The sequence below is a fragment of the Enterococcus ratti genome (assembly GCF_001886195.1).
Classification (GTDB): Bacteria; Bacillota; Bacilli; order Lactobacillales; family Enterococcaceae; genus Enterococcus_B; species Enterococcus_B ratti.
Genome location: NZ_JXLB01000006.1, coordinates 118,781 through 133,582 on the forward strand (window position 1 = coordinate 118,781; position 14,802 = coordinate 133,582).

Consider the following 14,802-nt stretch of genomic DNA (forward strand, 5'->3'; position numbering starts at 1 on the left):
TTTTCCAATAGTTTTTCATGATGAAATTCCTCCTGATCAGTGGATGAGATGATCGTCTATGTTTATTTTAGGTTTAAAAAAACATTAATCAATCTATTTTTTGTAATTTGTAGATTAAATGAACAAACTCTCATGCCCTTATCTTTAAAAAGAAAGTTTTTCCCCTTAATTTTTTTAGAGAAAATGCGTATAGTAAGTAAAAGAAAAATTCTCGTAGGAGCAAAATGATGAAAAAGAAAAAAAGATTGGAACAAATGTATTTGTTTTTTTGGTTTTTTCCTATTTTCTTGCTGCCTTTTACTTGGGTGAATGCTGTGGTTCAAGGAGCAGAAGTTTTGGGATTAGTTCATGGAACTGGAGTCGTTGTATTAAAGAATTTTCCGATTTTAACAATGTTCTACTTTATAATAAGCATCGGGTTAGTGTTAACGAACAAGTTTATTAATAGTTATAATTGGTATTTGGTTCATTTTTCTTGTATGTTAATTTTTACTTCATTTTTTTCTGTTTTACCACGAATTATTATTGGTCCAAATGGGTTAAGTGAAAGTGGCTTAAAAGATACTATCTATTCTTCTATGTATTTTTTAACGATTAAACCGGGATTTTATCTAGCTATTTTTTCTTTTGTATTAGCGATTGTTTTTTATTTTTTTTCTAAAATAAAAATAAATGATGAGATCGTTCGTGAAATTTAACTTTTTGAAAATTAGTTAAACAAAAGCCAACACTATTAGAGAGTAAAGTCGCTAATAGTGTTGTTTTATTTGTTTTTTCGATGAATAGGTTCTCCTTTTCTTTTAAAAATCTATTTTTTCTTTTTTATTTAAAAAAATAAAAAAATTGTCTAATTCGAATTCGTTTAAATTACAAATATTAGTAGTGTGAAATAATAAAATCAACTTTTTTCTTTCTACGTAAAAAAGGAAATGGGGGACTGAATGAAGGTAATCTGTAAGGCAGTGACGTTCGAAAATTTTGGTGTTTGTGTGAATAAAAGTAGAAAGCTTATTTAATAGTAAATGTGGAAAGAAAATTGAATCAAACAGGAATTTTTTCGATGATTTACGACTGAAAAACAAGTTGAAAAAAGTCAAGCAATATGATTGAAAAAATTTAAACTAAGAAAGAAAAGTGGATAATTTAAAATAATCATTCCTATTAAAAAAATGATATTTTAAAAGTATATATTGAAAAATCATACTTTTTGTTGAATAGAAGAGCTATCGCTTTAGTGTCAGTATTGAAAGATATTTGTCAGCCGTTTCGTAGGTATTTTTTTCATAAATACATTATGGTAAGTATAATAATGATAATAGAGGTACTGTGTAAATGAGAATATTTAGACAAAAAACAAACAATACGTGCAGTAAAAAAACTTTATCTAACGCTATTATTCGATATAATCCTAATTATAAAGAAGGTCTCACAGAAGCTCTCGTTTTAGAAAGAATACGGGAACAAGCAACGAATAAAATGATAGACACGACGTTTAAAACAAAAAAACAAATTATTTTTGAAAATACATTTACGTATTTTAATTTAATTTTTCTCGTTTTAGCTGTTTTATTGTGTTTAGTTAGTTCGTATAAAAACCTCACTTTTTTACCAGTGATTATTGCAAACACAGGAATTGCTATTTATCAGGAAATACGCTCAAAAAAAATTTTAGACAAACTAAGTGTTTTAAATACGACAAAAGTTACAGTTGTAAGAAATGGTCTAGAAAGTAAAATAAACATCGAAGAATTAGTATTAGATGATGTAGTTTTATTAGAGATGGGACAGCAAATACCTGCTGATGGAGTTGTTTTAGCAGGAAAACTTCAAGTGAATGAAGCGTTGCTAACTGGAGAAGCAGATGAAATTACCAAAGAAGTCGATGACTGTTTGATGTCGGGAAGTTTTATTGTCTCTGGCAGTGCTTATGTGCGGTTGGACAAAGTTGGAGCAGATTCATATATCTCTCAATTAACAGTTAAAGCAAAAAAAATGGGAGAAGGCGAACAATCTGAGATGATTGCTTCGTTAAATCAGTTGATCAAATGGGTAGGTATTCTTATTGTTCCTTTAGGAATTATGCTATTTTCACAAAGCCATTTTTTTAATGGCAATACGATCAAAGAAAGTATTATTGCTATGGAAGCTGCTTTAATTGGCATGATACCGGAAGGTCTTTATTTATTGACAACAATTGCTTTAGCAATGAGTGCAGCACGCTTAGCTAAACAACGTGTATTGCTGCATAATATGAAAAGTATCGAAACTTTAGCTAGAGTAAATGTGTTATGTGTGGATAAAACAGGAACAATTACAGAAAATCAAATGTCCGTTCAAAAATTAGTGATAGCAAGAAACGAACAAGCAAGAGAAAAAGAACAAATAATCGATGAACTAATTTCTGATTATGCAAAAGCCATGACAAATGATAATATTACAATGCAAGCAATCAAAGAAACCTTCACTAAATATTCGAAGAATAAGGCGTTATCTGTGTTGCCCTTTTCATCAATTCAAAAATTTAGTAGTGTAACGTTTTCTGACGGGGTTTATGTGTTAGGTGCACCAGAAATGGTGTTACGAGATCGTTTTTTGACTTACAGCAGTGAATTCAGTCATTATACGCAGCAAGGGTATCGCGTATTAGTTTTTGGCAGTTATCAAGGAAATTTAAAAGAAGCGACTTTAGAAGAAGAAGTGGTGCCGCTGGCTTATCTTTTACTGACGAATCCTATACGAAAAGAAGCACCGGCGACCTTTGCTTATTTTGAAAAACAAGGAGTAACAATCAAAGTTATTTCTGGCGATAACCCTCAGACCGTCTCAAGTGTTGCCTTAGAAGCAGGGATTGCTCATGCAGATAAATACGTTGATGCTTCTCAATTAGCCGAGGAAGACTATCCAGAGGCTGTAGAAAAATACACCGTATTTGGACGTGTAAAACCAGAAGAAAAAAAGAAATTTATTCAGCTTCTTAGAAAAAAAAATACTGTTGCTATGACTGGTGACGGAGTCAATGATATTTTAGCTATGAAAGAGGCAGATTGCAGCATCGCTATGGCTTCGGGAAATGAAGCAACGATTCAAGCAGCACAAGTGGCTTTATTAGATTCTGATTTTTCAAAGATGCCCAAAATTGTAGCAGAAGGTCGAAGAGTAGTAAACAACATTGAACGATCAGCTAGTCTGTTTTTAGTAAAAAATATTTTTTCTTTTTTACTTTCTGTATTTTCTGTCTTATTTGCATTGACGTATCCACTTGAACCTTCTCAAATTACTTTAATTAGTTTGTTTACCATTGGTTTGCCATCCTTTTTGTTAGCTCTTGAAGAAAATAAAAAACGAATTGAAGGAAGATTTATTTTCAACGTGATAGAAAAAGCGATTCCTGGTGGATTGACGGCTATGGCTGTAGTCGGGACGCTGGTTGTTGGAGGGGCCATCTTGAATTTAAACAAAACCGATATTTCTACTGCTTCTACGATGTTACTGACTGCTGTTGGTTTTTTAGTGCTTTATAAAATATGCTGTCCATTGAATCGATTTAGAAAACAAATCATTTTACTTTGTGTTGCAGGCATTTTATTTTCAATCCTTTTTCTTCATAAGTTATTTTCTCTTTCAGCGATTTCACCGGTTTCTATCTTGCTGCTTTTGCTATTGTTTTGTGTCGCGGATTCGCTTTTTAAACAGTTCACACACACTATCGAAAAATACAGTCGCTTAAAAAATGATAGGAAGAAACGAACAATGGGAGAATGGGTTAAAGCATTGTTTTGGAAGCAAAGTAAAGAGAAAATTTAATAAGGACTCAGTATAAGAAAAGTTAACTACAAAAAATAAGCCGGAAGGACGAAGGGGTTCGTCGATTCCGGCTTATTTTTGAAGTGATGGTTTTTTGTTTTTTCAAATGTAAAGTAAAAGTTGTTCTTTCAATGGTTTTAATTTCACTGTTTGTTTCATTCGCTAGTAACTGAGGAAATTTTTCTATCTTTTAATAAAGGAATCCTGACGGTAAAAGTAGCTCCTGTTTCTAGATGGCTTTCTACTTGAATGCTTCCGTTTAAGAAATGGACGTAATCCTTCACGATGGCTAATCCTAACCCTGTACCACCAGAGTGACGACTTCTAGCTTTGTCTACTCGAAAAAAGCGTTCAAAAATTCTTTCTTGATCTTCACGATCAATACCGATGCCAAAATCTTGAATGGAAAACGTTAACTGCTTGTCTACTTGGAAACGAATGATTATTTTACCTGATTCTTTCGAGTATTGGATGGCATTTTCAATCAAATTTTTAATGATTGCATACAAAAGATCCGGTTGAGTAGTAAATAAGACCTCTTTACCAATCAATTGGATGGTTAAATGTTTTTTATTGATCATTGGCTGATAACTTTGAATGATTTGTTGGAAGAAAGCCGCTAACTCGATGGTATGAAATGCATGAGCGGTCTTTTCATCTTTTGATAACTGAATGATTTCTCTAATCAATTTATCTAACCGAATCGCATCTTTTTGCATAATCAAAAGAAACTCATTTAATGTTTTGGGATCATCTTTTGCACCATCTAATAATGTTTCCGTAAAGCCGATTAGTGAAGTAACCGGTGTTTTCAGTTCATGAGAAACGTTTCCTACAAAATCTTTTTGTAGTTTTTCTAGTCGTCTTATTTTAGTTAAATCATAAGCGACGCCTAAAACCTGTCCAGTTTTCTCTGAAGTATTAAAGTAACGAAGGCTAATATCCAATGTTTGATGACCATTTGAAATCGTGATTTCTTGATGGATTAAAGGCTTAGCTGGGGTTACTTGATGAATGAGTTGGATTAATTTTGGTTCTTGAATAACATCAGTATACCGTTGATTGGGACGATAATTTTGTACGCCTAGATGTTCTTGCATTTTTGGATTTAATAGACGAAGTTGTGATGTGGAATCAATCAAAAAGACGCCAATCATTAATTCATTCAACAAAGTATACAATTGTTCTTCGGTTGTGGTATAGGCATGATACATTTTACTCATCTGTTCACTTAAGATGTTAATTGTTTGATACAGTTCTTCCCACTGGGCAGATGTTTGCATAATAATTTCAGTTTGCTCAGGATTTTTGACCATTTTTTTTAAGACGGGCAGAACGGTTTTTAATGGGCGGGTTCGTTGATAGACTAAATAGCAGCTCATGCTTGATAAAATGATAAAAAAGATTAAAAAGAAGAAAAAGATCCGTCGTTGAAATTTTTCTGTTCGTGGTAAGAAACCATTCGTTGGTTCTGCAATCCGTATGATGGCTTCTAAATGTCCATTTTTTTTGATTGGTAACGCAACATATAATAAATCTTTCTTTAGAGTACTGCTTTTTCTTAAGGAAGTACCAATGGCTCCGCCATCTAATACTGCCTTAATTTCAGGACGCGTGTATTGTTGACCATGCAATTTTTGATTGGCAGTGTCAAATAAAATTTTTCCATCAGGGTTGAGCAAAGTAATTCGTTCATTTGTTTGGTGGATAAATTCTGTCAAGATGATTTGATTAGCAGAAGAAGACAAATTGACTGTATCCAATTGTTGAATGAGTAATTGCCCTTTTTTAGAAAGATAGCTTTCTTGTTGTGCAATGATTTGTTGCTTGAAGTACTGAGAAATCATCTGCCAGCTGCCTAAGAAGAAGCCGATTAAGAGAAAGAAAAAGAGGAGGCGCTTAGAAAATATTTGCCAATTCATTGTTTTGGCTCCTGAAATTTATATCCGAATCCACGAACTGTGACTAAATATTTTGGATATTTGGGGTCTCTTTCAATTTTTTCTCTTAAATGACTGATGTGAACGTCAACGATTCTGCTTTGTCCCGCAAAATTAAAGTTCCAAATACGATTAAGTAAAGTATTCCGATCAATTACTCGATCTTTTCGTTTCATAAAATAAACAAGCAGTTCAAATTCCTTAGGAGTTAATTCAATTGGATGTTCATTAACAGTTACTTGAAAGTTTGTTACGTCTGCTTTAATTTGTCCGATAGATAAGACGTTTGATTTTATTTCTTCTTGTGCTGTTTTTTGAGGTTCGATTCGGCGAAAAATAGCTTTCATCCGAGCAATGACTTCTCTAGGGCTAAAGGGTTTAGTCAAGTAGTCATCCGCACCAATTTCAAGTCCAATGATTCGATCCATTTGGTCATCTTTTGCAGTGAGCAATAGTATGGGAGTATCGATTTTTTCTTGTCTTAATTTTTGAATGATTGTCATTCCGTTAATGGACGGCAGCATCACATCTAGAATAATAAAATCAAATGCTTCTTCAAGTGCTAAGTCCAAAGCTTTTTGTCCATCGAATGTACTAGTTACTTTATATCCTTCTTTTTCTAAATTAAAGGTTAACAAAGTGATGATTGAATTTTCATCATCTACTACTAATATTTTTTTCATGAGCTCTCCTTTTTTTACCTTCATTATTTTATTTTTAAACAGGCGCAGATGTTTTATTATTTACTTATGTCACTTGATTACTATTTATATGTTATATGCGGTGCGCATTTTTTGAGTCGATTTTCTATGAAACGCTTAAAAATAAAATGCCGAGTAGTTGACCTTTCTTATTTTAGCATAGAATCAAGCCGAAGGACTATTTTACAGACTAAATAAATGGTATAATGGAAAAGCATTTTGTTGGATAAAGAGGTGGGAAGTATTTGATTGGTATTAGCGCTTGTTTGGGCGGAGTTTTATGTCGTTATGATGGACAAGAAAAAACGGTGGTTGCGTTAAAGAAGCTTGTTGATGAAAAAAGAGCAATCATGATCTGCCCTGAAGTAATGGGTGGTCTTTCAATACCCAGAGCGCCAGCGGAAATTATTGGCGGCGATGGGTTTGATGTTTGGAATAATCAGGCGAAAGTACTTACAATAAATGGAGAAGATGTAACAAAAGCTTATCAAAAAGGAGCGATTATTGCCTATCATAGGCTCAAAGAACAAGAAATAGATGTTCTTATATTAAAAGCGAAAAGTCCATCTTGCGGATCTACTTACATTTATGATGGTACTTTTTCAGGAACGCTTCAATCAGGTGCTGGAGTAGCAACTGCTTATTTTATCCAACAACGGGTGACTGTGTACTCTGAAGAAGAATGGTTAAATTTGCGAGGTGAGTAAAATGGAAATCGAGAAAACTAATCGAATGAATGCTCTTTTTGAATTTTATTCTACGCTTTTAACCGAAAAACAGATGAACTACATGGAATTGTATTATGCAGACGATTTTTCGTTGGGTGAAATAGCAGAAGAGTATAAAGTAAGTCGCCAAGCAGTTTATGATAATATTAAACGAACAAGTAAAATTTTAGAAGATTATGAAAAAAAACTTCATCTTTACTCAAACTATATCGTTCGTGAACAACTACTAGAGAAAATAACTGCTTACGTGAAGGAAACGTATCCGAAAGATGTCGTTCTTTTAGGTTATGTGAAACAGATTCAAGAAATTGAAGAATAAAGGAATGAAGAAATCATGGCATTTGAAAATTTAACTGAGCGCTTACAGCAGGCGATGAACAAATTACGAAAAAAAGGAAAAGTTTCAGAAGCTGATGTCAAAGAAATGATGCGGGAGATCCGTCTAGCGTTGCTAGAAGCCGACGTGAATTTGCAAGTCGTAAAAGATTTTACCAAACGAGTGCGTGAACGAGCAATTGGAGCTGAAGTGTTAGAAAGTTTAACGCCGTCCCAACAAATTGTTAAGATCGTGGATGAAGAATTAACCATTACTTTAGGATCGGAAACTGTTGAAATAAACAAATCACCCAAAATTCCTACTGTTATCATGATGGCGGGTTTACAAGGAGCAGGTAAAACAACTTTTACTGGTAAATTGGCAAACTATCTAAAGAAAAATGAAAAGGCTCGTCCTTTACTGATTGCTGGAGACGTTTATCGCCCAGCAGCAATTGATCAATTAAAAGTATTAGGTCAACAACTAGATGTTCCGGTGTTTGACATGGGAACTGATGTCAGTCCAGTGGAGATTGTTCGTCAAGGGATGGCGTTAGCAAAAGAAAAGAAAAATGATTATGTATTGATTGATACGGCTGGACGACTGCATATTGATGAAACATTAATGGATGAATTGAAACAAATCAAAGAGTTAACTCAGCCAAATGAAATTTTGTTGGTTGTCGATGCTATGACAGGACAAGATGCGGTTAACGTAGCAGATAGTTTTAATCAACAATTAGGAATTACCGGTGTTGTTATTACAAAATTAGATGGTGATACACGTGGCGGGGCGGCTCTGTCTATTCGCTCGGTCACAGGAGCTCCGATTAAATTTATCGGTTCAGGAGAAAAATTAACGGATTTAGAAGTATTCCATCCGGATCGTATGGCAAGTCGTATTCTAGGCATGGGCGATATGTTGACACTGATTGAAAAAGCTCAACAAGATTATGACGAGAAAAAAGCCGAAGAACTGGCGAAGAAGATGAGAGAAAATTCGTTTGACTTCAATGATTTTATCGAACAGTTGGATCAGGTAATGGGGATGGGGCCGTTAGAAGATCTGCTTAAAATGATTCCCGGAATGAATCAAGTGCCGGGAATTGAAAATGTGAAAGTTGATCCCAAAGATGTTGAACGGAAAAAAGCAATGGTTTATTCGATGACACCAGCAGAAAGAGAAAATCCTGATCTTTTAAATCCAAGTCGCCGCAGAAGGATTGCCGCAGGTTCAGGCAATAGTATAGTGGAAGTCAACCGGATGATTAAACAATTTAAAGAATCTCGCAAAATGATGCAACAAATGTCTAAAGGAGATATGAACATTCCGGGGATGGATCAAATGTTTGGCACTGGAATTAAAGGAAAACTTGGGAAAATGGCAATGAACCGCATGATAAAGAAAAATAAAAAGAAAAAGAAAAAACGTAAATAAATAATAGAAGCAAAAGAAACATTAAACTAAAAAAATAAGCTGGTGACAATGCTTTAAACATAAGTCGGAAAGAACGAGTCAATTTCAACTTGTTTTAAAGAGAATGTGTAAAAATAAGTGATCGTTAAAAATAAGCAAGTTACAGTAAAAAGTAGAAATGACTGGTTAGTTTTGTATCTTTTTATAAACGTGGAACTTGTTTCAAAATAAACTATAGTCGTCAATTTTTATAACACGCTATTTATAAAGAACTAGGGTCATCGATGCAAATGAGGTAACTCTTCGGTTTATTTCAAAAAGCAACTTATAACCCGCCGCTAAAAATTTCTTCAATTTTTAGCGGCGGGTTTACTTTTCGAAACTAATTGTTATGCATAGGCGTGTCATTGAGTCTCTTTACTTGTTAATTTATTAGCAAAAGAAAGGTAATCAGTTAAGATTATTTGGAAGAAGCTGAGTGTCTCTTTAGCAATTGTGCCATTTTCATCTATTAAGTTGGCAATATTTCCAATATAAGCTTCTGGCTGTTGCAAAGTAGGAACATTTAAGAATACAAGTGATTGGCGAAGATGATGATTTGCCCCAAAGCCACCGATACCTCCGGGAGAAGCGGTTACAACTAATCCGGGTTTACCATCCCATACACTATGTCCATAAGGACGAGAGCCAACATCTAAAGCATTTTTAAGAACTGCAGGAACGGAACGATTATATTCCGGTGTGACAAAAATTACACCTGTTAAACCTTGAACGTCTTCACGAAAGCGTGTCCACTCGACAGGTACATTTTCTGGAGTATCAAGATCTTCATTGTAAAATGGCAAATCACCTATTTTCACAAATACACTTTCGTAACCTTCAGGTAATAAATTTGCAAAAGCTTCCGCAACTTTTTTATTATAAGAGTCTTCTCTTAAACTTCCTACAAAAAAACCAATTTTTTTAACCATCCATCATTCCTCCTTCAAACTTTCTATACTCATCTTATAAAAAATAAGTAAATGGAGCAAATAAAACGTTTGTAATTGAAAATTTTTTTGCTACTAGGTAGACGTTTGTTTGAGTCTTTTGTTGAATCATCCGTTTCTTTTAGCTAAAATGACTGAATCGTTTTGGCTTTTATAATTCTTTTTTTATTGAAAGCTCCTTTTTTAGGAAAAAATTGCTAAAACAAAAAATATAAAAAAAGACTTAACCGATTAAATGGAGTGATTTCAATAATAAAATTTTTTAAGGAGCGTGAAACAAAAACGAAGCATAGGATGAGCAAGAAGGATTAAAACTATTGATCTAAGTTAGTAATTGCTCTCATTTTCTAAAGGAAATTTTAGCTATCTGTTGACTAACAAAAGAATCAGTAAGGGATTTTTCCACACACATCTTAATAAATGTGAAACAATTTTGTGAGAAAAATTTTTTAAAAATAAAAGGAAATCGTTTTATAATTTATATTTAAAGGGTTGAAAACCCATATAAAAAATCGTTTTTGTGATTTGTTTTTTTATCTGTGAAACATTTACGATTCTTCCCTTTTAAGAAGCAGTAACGGATAAAAAAATGAGTTATTTTAGTAAAATAACAGCTAAATTTTTTCAATACTTTTTGTGTCTGCAATGTTAATTTACAGTCTACTGATGAAACTTTAGAGCTGTTATCATAAAATGAATAAAAAATGAAGGAAATTTTAGTGTTTTCAAGTAAGAATTATGGAAGAATTGCGTAGGCTAAACGTTTTTTCTTTCTTAGCGATGAAATATTGAAGATTTAGCAATAAAGGATGTCATAGTTATTATTAAAGATAGTGCAGAATGCCTCTTTTACTTAAGCACAGAAAAATGCTGCTATCTAAAAATTTCTTCTTATCAATTTTGTCAAAAAGCCGAGAATACTCGCGACTTTAGTCGTGAAAGATTGGAGAAATTATTTTAAAAAAAATTAACTGTAAAGAAAAAAAGCTTTACAGGAAAAAAAAAAACTGTTACACTACATCTTGTGAATAAGACAATGGAGGTGGAAATATATAATGGCAGTGAAAATCCGTTTAAAGCGTATGGGTTCTAAAAAAAGCCCTTTTTACCGTATCGTCGTAGCTGATTCACGTTCTCCTCGTGATGGACGTTTTATCGAAACTGTAGGTACTTATAATCCTTTGAAAGATCCTGCAGAAGTGGTTTTAAAAGAAGATTTAGTGCTTGACTGGTTATCTAAAGGGGCTCAACCTTCTGATACTGTACGTAACATTCTTTCAAGAGAAGGTGTGATGCAAAAACACCATGAAGCTAAGTTTTCAAAGAAATAAGGTGATCGGATATGAAAGATTTAAGTGAATTAATCTTAACGATCGTTCGACCGTTAGTCACTCATCCGGAGCAAGTTCAGTTAGAATTAGTAGAGTCAAGTGACTTTTATGAATATCATTTAACTGTGTCACCTGAAGATATTGGCCGCATTATTGGCAAGCAAGGGCGAGTCGCAAAAGCGATCCGTACAATTGTTTACGGAGTACGAATGGACACGCCTAAAAAGGTTCGTTTAACTATCATTGATCGTAAGGAGTAGTCAAAGAAGTTTTTGTAGGGCTTCACTTTAAAAGCTAAGTTCTTTTTTACAATAACTGGCTCCTCATATTTCAAAGGAATAAGCCGAATCATCCGAAAAGAGTTTTTCATATTTTTTGGATTATTCGGCTTATTTTTCATAGAGGAAACTTCTTAGATTAGATGTTAAAAAGAAAGCTTATAGTTTCCTGTCTTTTTTGTTTGCCTACTTGGCAAATTTTATAAGAAAGCGTATTCTTGAAGATATGAAAAAGGAGTAGAAAAAGATGAAAAAGCTAATGTTAATCTTACCAGCTGTTTTAATTTTAGGTGCCTGTCAAGCGGGAGAACAATCTACTGAAACGGCTAAAACAGCTAAAACAGCTAAAACAGCTAAAACAGCAACGCAATCAACAACGACTCAACGTACAAGTAATGATGGTTCTAAAACGTCTGCTTTTCAAACTACAGCAAAAATTACTACGGAAAGCACGGAGTTGAAAAGCAGCAGGCAAAGTGAATCATTGTCAGAATCATCGGCTACAGATAAAAAACAACTGTCTGCATTTGATCAATTAAAAGAAAAGTACCCATCTACACCGATGCCGCAAACGATTCCTGTTTTTACAGGAAAATTAAATATTTCTGCGGCGGAAACAAAACAAGGCTTTTCAATTTTATATTATGATCTTTTGCAATCGTATGACTTAAATGCAAAAGAATTAAAACAACAACCATTGCTTGCTTCTTACCTTTATCAATATGGGTTTGCTTCAAGTCAAGAAGCAATCAACGCTTTGCGACCCATTACATTGGATACAAATGGTCGAAAAGTTGATTTAGGCTACAATATCACTGCTTACCAGCAAGGAGCAGCTGGTTCAAGTATTCTTCAATGGCAAGAAGGTAATTGGTGTATTCGTGTACGAGCAAGCAACATTGAAGGACAAGATCCGGTGCCATTGGCAAAAGAAATAGTTGCCTATTTAGAACGAGTAAGTTTGCCAGCTCCTGAAAAATACGGAAAAATTACCGTTGAGATGAATGATACAACTGATCAAGCTACACAAATTAGCTGGCAAGAGCCTAGAAATGTGTATACGGTCACTCACAAAGATCCCTTATCTGCCTTGAAAATGGCAGTTTCGATGAATCATTTTTAATAGAAAAAGCAAAAAAATCCAAACTGCATATATACATCTGTTAAACTAAAACAACCACTTAAAAAACTATTCTACGCTATCTAAAATAAAGAGGAAATAATGCGTTAAAAGGAAAAGAGGAGATAAGTTGACTGAATATTTAAATGTTGGAAAAATCGTAAATACCCAAGGAATCAAAGGCGAAGTGCGTGTGATTTCAACCACTGATTTTCCAGAAAAACGCTATAAAAAAGGTGCGGTACTTACCTTATTTCAAGAAAAGCAAGCACCGATTGAATTAACAGTGAAAAGTCATCGTAAACATAAAAATTTTGATTTATTAAGTTTTGAAGGACATCCATCAATCAATGATGTAGAAAACTATCGAGAGGGTATTTTAAAAGTTCTCAAAGAAGAGGCTCATGATTTAAAAGAAAATGAATTTTATTACTATCAGATTATTGGGGCAATAGTCGTTGATGAAAAAGGAACAGAACTTGGTAAAATAAAAGAAATCCTTTCCCCGGGAGCCAATGATGTTTGGGTGGTTCAACGATCAAAGAAAAAAGATGTATTACTTCCTTATATTGATTCTGTTGTTCAAACGGTAGATTTAGAAAATAAAATCGTACATGTAGAGATTCCCGAAGGATTGATTGACGATGAAAATTGATGTGTTGACCTTGTTTCCACGAATGTTTGAAGGATCAACAGGGGAATCAATCATTGGTAAAGCAGTAGATAAGGGACTAGTAGATATCACTATTTCTAATTTCAGAGACTATTCAGACAATAAGCATCAAACGGTGGATGACTATCCTTATGGTGGCGGTTCTGGAATGCTTTTGAAAATCCAGCCTATCTATGACAATATAAGAGCGATTAAAAAAACGAGTCCTGAAACAAAAAAACGTATCATCCTTTTAGATCCAGCCGGTAAAACCTTTGATCAAGCGATGGCAGAAGAATTTTCAAAAGAAGAGCATTTAGTATTTATTTGTGGACATTATGAAGGTTATGATGAACGGATTCGAACACTTGTGACAGATGAAGTTTCTTTAGGAGATTATGTGTTGACTGGTGGAGAGCTTGGAGCAATGGTTATGATTGATGCGACTATTCGGTTATTGCCTAATGTTTTAGGAAATCAGACTTCCGCACAAACTGATTCTTATTCTACCGGCTTATTGGAACATCCCCAATATACGCGTCCAGCAGAATACAAGGGGATGAAAGTGCCAGAAGTATTAATGAATGGCAACCATAAGCTGATTGAGGAGTGGCAGTTAAAAGAGTCATTAAAAAGAACTTACCAGCGTCGGCCGGATCTTCTTAAGCGAATCGAATTAACGCCTAAAATGATTCGATTCCTTGAAGAAATCAAAAATGAAGAAGTGGATTCCATTAAATAGAAGAAATATTGAATTAGTTCTTTACACTAAAATGAGAATATGATAGTATCTTATGGTGAGTGCATGAGCGCTTAACTATTACGATATTCCGCTGTGAGGGAAAACTCATAAGAATGTTTGGAATAAGGAGAAAAGATCAATGAATCCATTAATTAAAGAATTAACAAAAGAACAATTGCGTTCTGATATTCCAGCTTTTCGTCCCGGTGACACATTACGTGTTCATGCGAAAGTTGTCGAAGGTACGCGTGAACGTATCCAGTTATTTGAAGGCGTAGTTATTAAACGTCGCGGTGCTGGTATCAGTGAAACATACACTGTACGAAAAATTTCTAACGGTGTAGGTGTTGAGCGTACATTCCCATTGCACACACCGCGTGTGGCAAAAATCGAAGTTGTTCGTTATGGTAAAGTACGTCGTGCAAAATTGTACTACTTACGTGCATTACACGGAAAAGCAGCTCGTATCAAAGAAATTCGTCGTTAATCTATCGTTATCTGATAGTGAAAAAACCCTTGATTATCAAGGGTTTTTTGTTTATTCATAGTTCTTTTATTATTATATTTATAGTGAAATGGAAATACATATAATTGGATAAAGGACAGAGTCAAAGAACTACAATTTTTCAATGTCTTCTTTTAATACAAAGATTCAAACATTAACAACTGAGCAAGGTTCGGGAATAAGTGTGGCGATGATTGCGTTTGTGGGCGTTTATTGTTTAAAGCGTGAAGTAAAAGTATTTTTTACTTCACGCTTTTATTATTGTCTTTAGACCTAGTTG

At 33.9% G+C, this 14,802-nt stretch carries 14 protein-coding genes; 11 read left to right on the plus strand and 3 right to left on the minus strand.

The features are described from left to right. Nucleotides 1-227: 227 nt before the first annotated feature. Together RV14_RS04255 and RV14_RS04260 are read left to right on the plus strand one after the other, a co-directional pair. On the plus strand, nt 228-698 hold the full coding sequence (locus tag RV14_RS04255; RefSeq protein ID WP_071855059.1) for a hypothetical protein: 471 nt from the start codon (nt 228-230) through the stop codon (nt 696-698). A 634-nt stretch (nt 699-1,332) separates the two neighbouring features. Then, nucleotides 1,333-3,804: a cation-translocating P-type ATPase gene (locus RV14_RS04260; RefSeq protein ID WP_071855060.1), complete on the plus strand. Its 2,472-nt coding sequence runs from the start codon at nt 1,333-1,335 to the stop codon at nt 3,802-3,804. A 155-nt stretch (nt 3,805-3,959) separates the two neighbouring features. Here RV14_RS04260 and RV14_RS04265 read toward each other — a convergent pair whose 3' ends face one another. Both RV14_RS04265 and RV14_RS04270 read right to left on the minus strand, forming a co-directional pair. After that, complete coding sequence (locus tag RV14_RS04265; RefSeq protein ID WP_071855061.1) at nt 3,960-5,726, minus strand: sensor histidine kinase; 1,767 nt, start codon at nt 5,724-5,726, stop codon at nt 3,960-3,962. Further along, complete coding sequence (locus RV14_RS04270) at nt 5,723-6,427, minus strand: response regulator transcription factor (protein WP_071855062.1); 705 nt, start codon at nt 6,425-6,427, stop codon at nt 5,723-5,725. Before RV14_RS04270 ends, RV14_RS04265 begins: the two co-directional genes overlap by 4 nt. A gap of 263 nt (nt 6,428-6,690) precedes the next feature. Here RV14_RS04270 and RV14_RS04275 point away from each other — a divergent pair, with 263 nt between their 5' ends. Genes RV14_RS04275 through ffh form a run of 3 tightly spaced genes read left to right on the plus strand, consistent with a single transcriptional unit; the run spans nt 6,691 to nt 8,926 of the window. After that, a complete protein-coding gene (locus RV14_RS04275) occupies nt 6,691-7,152 on the plus strand; it encodes a 2-thiouracil desulfurase family protein (protein ID WP_071855063.1) in 462 nt (153 codons plus the stop codon). Nucleotide 7,153: 1 nt separating this feature from the next. Further along, complete coding sequence (locus RV14_RS04280) at nt 7,154-7,492, plus strand: putative DNA-binding protein (RefSeq protein ID WP_071855064.1); 339 nt, start codon at nt 7,154-7,156, stop codon at nt 7,490-7,492. 15 nt (nt 7,493-7,507) lie between these two features. Further along, nucleotides 7,508-8,926, plus strand: coding sequence for a signal recognition particle protein (ffh, locus tag RV14_RS04285; RefSeq protein WP_071855065.1), 1,419 nt, complete (start codon nt 7,508-7,510; stop codon nt 8,924-8,926). Between the two features lie 383 nt (nt 8,927-9,309). Here ffh and RV14_RS04290 read toward each other — a convergent pair whose 3' ends face one another. Continuing rightward, the gene (locus tag RV14_RS04290; protein ID WP_071855066.1) at nt 9,310-9,876 is read right to left on the minus strand and encodes an NADPH-dependent FMN reductase; all 567 of its coding nucleotides are present in this window, start codon (nt 9,874-9,876) and stop codon (nt 9,310-9,312) included. Between the two features lie 1,073 nt (nt 9,877-10,949). Between RV14_RS04290 and rpsP the strand changes: the two genes are divergently transcribed. The 6 genes from rpsP (at nt 10,950) to rplS (ending at nt 14,504) form a co-directional block, all read left to right on the plus strand. Next, nucleotides 10,950-11,225, plus strand: coding sequence for a 30S ribosomal protein S16 (gene rpsP / locus RV14_RS04295; protein WP_071855067.1), 276 nt, complete (start codon nt 10,950-10,952; stop codon nt 11,223-11,225). Nucleotides 11,226-11,236: 11 nt separating this feature from the next. Further along, nucleotides 11,237-11,485 carry a KH domain-containing protein gene (locus RV14_RS04300; RefSeq protein WP_071855068.1) on the plus strand — a complete coding sequence of 83 codons (249 nt, stop codon included), beginning with the start codon at nt 11,237-11,239 and terminating at the stop codon, nt 11,483-11,485. 265 nt (nt 11,486-11,750) lie between these two features. Beyond that, nucleotides 11,751-12,626 (plus strand): hypothetical protein, encoded by an 876-nt coding sequence (locus tag RV14_RS04305; protein ID WP_071855069.1) that lies wholly within the window; start codon nt 11,751-11,753, stop codon nt 12,624-12,626. Between the two features lie 127 nt (nt 12,627-12,753). Continuing rightward, on the plus strand, nt 12,754-13,278 hold the full coding sequence (gene rimM, locus RV14_RS04310) for a ribosome maturation factor RimM (protein WP_071855070.1): 525 nt from the start codon (nt 12,754-12,756) through the stop codon (nt 13,276-13,278). Beyond that, the gene (gene trmD, locus RV14_RS04315) at nt 13,268-14,017 is read left to right on the plus strand and encodes a tRNA (guanosine(37)-N1)-methyltransferase TrmD (RefSeq protein ID WP_071855071.1); all 750 of its coding nucleotides are present in this window, start codon (nt 13,268-13,270) and stop codon (nt 14,015-14,017) included. The genes rimM and trmD overlap by 11 nt, the downstream gene beginning before the upstream one ends. 139 nt (nt 14,018-14,156) lie before the next feature. After that, a complete protein-coding gene (rplS, locus tag RV14_RS04320; protein ID WP_071855072.1) occupies nt 14,157-14,504 on the plus strand; it encodes a 50S ribosomal protein L19 in 348 nt (115 codons plus the stop codon). The last annotated feature ends 298 nt before the right edge of the window (nt 14,505-14,802 follow it).